Annotated in this window: 5 protein-coding genes; all 5 read right to left on the bottom strand. The window is 65.3% G+C overall.

Going from position 1 to position 3925, the window contains the following annotated elements; genetic code table 11:
- Positions 1-369: RidA family protein (locus EN893_RS22650; RefSeq protein WP_164901025.1), on the bottom strand; the 369-nt coding region annotated here is incomplete at its 3' end.
- A gap of 64 nt (positions 370-433) precedes the next feature.
- Positions 434-1582, bottom strand: a complete 1149-nt coding sequence (locus EN893_RS22645; RefSeq protein ID WP_127268315.1) for an acyl-CoA dehydrogenase family protein — start codon at positions 1580-1582, stop codon at positions 434-436.
- A gap of 229 nt (positions 1583-1811) precedes the next feature.
- Complete coding sequence (locus EN893_RS22635; RefSeq protein ID WP_127268310.1) at positions 1812-2624, bottom strand: enoyl-CoA hydratase family protein; 813 nt, start codon at positions 2622-2624, stop codon at positions 1812-1814.
- Complete coding sequence (locus tag EN893_RS22630) at positions 2621-3091, bottom strand: MarR family transcriptional regulator (protein WP_127271381.1); 471 nt, start codon at positions 3089-3091, stop codon at positions 2621-2623. The genes EN893_RS22635 and EN893_RS22630 overlap by 4 nt, the downstream gene beginning before the upstream one ends.
- On the bottom strand, positions 3085-3843 hold the full coding sequence (locus tag EN893_RS22625; RefSeq protein ID WP_127271383.1) for an SDR family NAD(P)-dependent oxidoreductase: 759 nt from the start codon (positions 3841-3843) through the stop codon (positions 3085-3087). Before EN893_RS22625 ends, EN893_RS22630 begins: the two co-directional genes overlap by 7 nt.
- Positions 3844-3925: the final 82 nt, after the last annotated feature.

Raw genomic sequence — 3925 nt, 5'->3', positions numbered from 1 at the left:
GATCTCCACCTTGGCGCGATCCTCGACCAGCGCCATCACCTGCATGGCGGCCATCGCCGGAAAATGCCGGCCGATCACCTCGCGATAGGCCTCGCCGATGCCCCTGAGGTTGGCGAGGTATTCGGCCTTGTCGGTGAAATACCAGGTCATCGAGGTGATGTGCTGCGGCCCGGCACCGGCTTCCGCCAGCACCGCGACGATGTTCTGAAGCGTTTGCCGCACCTGGCCGACAAAATCGTCGGTCTCGAACTGGCATTGCCCGTTCCAGCCGACCTGTCCGCCGACGAAGACGAACTGTCCGCGTGCCGCGACGCCATTGGCGTAGCCGACAGGTTTTGCCCAGCCTTCGGGCTGCAGAATCCTGTGCATTCAAAACCTCCCGGTATTCCAAAACCCAATTTTCAAAATCGAAAGCTCGTCAAAATCTCTGCCGTCAGGCAGCGCCCATCACTTGCCGCGCAATCACCACTTTCTGAACGTCGGAGGCACCCTCATAGATGCGCAGAGCGCGGATCTCGCGATACAGGCTTTCAATGATGTGGCCCCTGCGGACACCGTCGCCGCCATGCAGCTGCACAGCCTTGTCGATCACCTCTTGCGCCTTGTCGGTGGCAAACAGCTTGGCCATCGCCGCCTCGCGTGTGACCCGCGCGGCGCCCATGTCCTTGGTCCAGGCGGCGCGGTAGACCAGAAGCGCCGCCGCATCGACGTCCAGCGCCATATCGGCGATGTGGCCCTGCACCATCTGAAGTTCGGCCATCGGCGCGCCGAACAGTTTGCGCTCGGCCACGCGTTTGATGCTTTCATCCAGCGCGCGCCGGGCAAAGCCGAGTGCCGCCGCACCAACGGTCGAGCGGAACACGTCGAGCACCGACATGGCGATGCGGAAGCCGTCGCCGGGTCTGCCGATCAGCGCAGCGGCCGGCAGGCGGACCTGATCGAAAGACAGCCGTGCCAGCGGATGCGGCGCGATCACTTCCAGCCGTTCCGCGATGCCAAGGCCCCTGGCGTCGCCAGGCACGAGGAAGGCGGAAAGCCCCTTGGCGCCCGGCGCCTCGCCGGTGCGGGCAAAGACGACATAGAGGTCGGCGATGCCGCCATTGGAGATCCAGGTCTTTTCACCCGACAGAACGTAACTGTCGCCGTCGCGGGTCGCCGTCATTTCCGTGTTGGCGACATCCGACCCGGAGCGCGGTTCCGACAGGGCGAAGGCTGATATCGCCTTGCCGGCACGTGTCTTCGCAAGCCATTCCTGTTGCTCCGGCGTGCCGAACAGGCTGAGCGCGCCGGTACCCAGCCCTTGCATGGCGAAGGCGAAATCGGCCAACCCGTCATGGCGGGCAAGCGTCTCGCGCGTGATACACAAAGTGCGCACGTCGAGGGGCCCCGGATTGTCGGTGTCGAGAGCCGTCGGTTTCAGCCAGCCGTCCCGGCCCAACTGCGCCACCAGTTCGCGGCAAGCGGCATCGACATCATGGTGATCGACCGGCAGGTTTTTTGAGCACCATGCGTCGAGGCGCTCGGCCCACTCGCGATGGCTGTCTTCGAAGAAGGGCCAGTTGAGGAAGGAGCGGTCAGGCATGGGTGCCTCCGCAATTGAGGCGTTGCGCTCTACGGTGCCCCCCTCTGTCCTGCCGGACATCTCCCCCTCTAGGGGGGAGATTGGCAGCTTCGCCGCCACGGCTCATCCTGCCACGCTGGTGGTTGGCGAAAACCGACGCAACATCCAATCTCCCCCCTAGAGGGGGAGATGTCCGGCAGGACAGAGGGGGGCGCTGTCCCGCCGACGTCTCCACGGAATGCATCATCCCTCAATCCCCCTCGAACACCGGCTTTTCCTTGGCCACGAACGCCTTGTAGGCGCGCTCGAAGTCGCGGGTCTGCATGCAGATCGCTTGCGCCTGCGCTTCCGCCTCGATCGCCTGGTCGAGACCCATCGACCATTCCTGATTGAGCTGCGTCTTGGTGATGCCGTGCGCAAAGGTCGGGCCGGAAACGATGCGCGCCGCCATATCGAGCGCGTCGGCCTCCAGCGAGGCGGCATCGACCAGCCGGTTGTAGAAACCCCAGCGTTCGCCTTCCGCCGCCGTCATGGTGCGGCCTGTGTAGAGCAGTTCTGCGGCGCGGCCCTGGCCGACGATGCGCGGCAGGATCGCGCAGGCGCCCATGTCGCAGCCGGCGAGGCCGACGCGGGTGAACAGGAATGCGGTCTTGGCTTCCGGCGTGGCGATGCGGATATCGGAGCTCATCGCAATGATGGCGCCGGCGCCGACCGCGACACCGTCGACCGCAGCAATGATCGGCTTGCCGCAATTCAGCATCGCCTTGACGAAATCGCCGGTCATGCGGGTGAAGGCCAAGAGCTCCTTCATGTCCATCTTGACCAGCGGGCCGATAATGTCGTGGACATCGCCGCCGGAGCAGAAATTGCCGCCATTGGAGAGGAACACCACGGCGTCGACATCGTCGGCATAGACGAGGTCGCGGAACGTGTCGCGCAGCTCGGCATAGCTGTCGAAGGTCAGCGGGTTCTTGCGCTCCGGCCGGTCGAGCCGGACCTTGGCGATCCTGCCCTCGACCTCCCACAGGAAATGCTTCGGCTTGCGCCCGGCCATTGCGGTCATTCGCGTCCCTCCCAGTTGCTGCGAAACGAGGTCAGCATGCCGGTCAGCCGGCGCGCGTCGTCCTCGCTGACCTTGCCCAGCAATTCACCGATCCAGCCTTCATGCGCCGCGGCGATTGTGGCGAAGGCTTGCGTGCCTTCCTCGGTCAGCCGCACCATCGACGTGCGGCGGTCGCCATTGCGCCTCGCGCGGGCGACAAGTCCTTCCGAAACCAGCCGGTCGACGATGCCCGTGACATTGCCGTTGGAGACCAGCAGGAAGCGCGACAGGTCGCTCATCAGCATGCCTTCCGGCATCCTATAGAGTGCTGCCATCACGTCGAAGCGCGGCAGCGTCGTGTTGAACTCCTTCTTCAGCCGCTCGCGCAGCTCGGCCTCGATCGTGCGCGAGGCTCGCAGCAGCCTGATCCACAGCCGCAAGCGGTCCTTGCCGGGTCCCGACGGCGCGGGCAGGGGGCCGGCTACCATGTTTCGCCTCCTGAGATGGAAATCGCCTGTCCGGTTATCGATTGGGCGGCGTCGCCGCACAGCCACAGCACGGCGGCGGCGACCTCATCCGGCTGGATGAAGCGGCCTTGCGGGTTGTTCGAGGCGAGGCTTGACCGCGCTTGCTCGACCGAGCGGCCGGTCTTCTCGATGATGCGCTGGATGGACTCTTCCAGCATTTCGGTTTCCACAAAGCCTGGGCACACCGCGTTGACGGTGACGCCCGATTTCGCCGTTTCGGCGGCAAGCGCCCGCATCAGGCCAACGACGCCATGCTTGGCGGCGACGTAAGACGCGACGTAGGCGTAGCCTTTCAGGCCGGCGGTCGAGGCGATGAAAACAATTCGTCCTGTTTTCCGCACGGCCATGCCGGCCAGCGCCGGCTTCACCGTCAGGAAGGCGCCGGTCAGATTGACGTCGAGCGTTCGCTGCCAGTCGCTGAGCGCGGTTTTGTGCGCCGGGGCGCTGCCGGCCATGCCGGCATTGGCGACAACGATGTCGAAGGGTCCGCGCGCGGCTTGCGCCCTCTGGTAGAGCGCTGCCATTGCCGCCTCGTCGGTGACATCGGCGGCGATGCCGAAGATGCGGTCGTTCTCGCCGGCCACCTCAGTGAGCTCTGCTTCCCGGCGGCCGCAGATGGTGACATCGATGCCCGCACCCGCCAGCGCCAGCGCGATGGCCCGGCCGACGCCGGAGCCGCCGCCTGTGACCAGCGCATGCTTGCCGGGGATCATGCTTCAATCCTCAAAACATGGCGCCAAGTACCCCCACCCCTAACCCTCCCCACAAGGGGGAGGGAGAAGGCTACGACAGCAC

The organism is Mesorhizobium sp. M7A.F.Ca.CA.004.04.2.1 (genome assembly GCF_004022825.1).
Classification (GTDB): domain Bacteria; phylum Pseudomonadota; class Alphaproteobacteria; order Rhizobiales; family Rhizobiaceae; genus Mesorhizobium.
The sequence above is the reverse complement of the archived record's forward strand: the minus strand, read 5'-3'. Positions and strand labels throughout refer to the sequence as shown.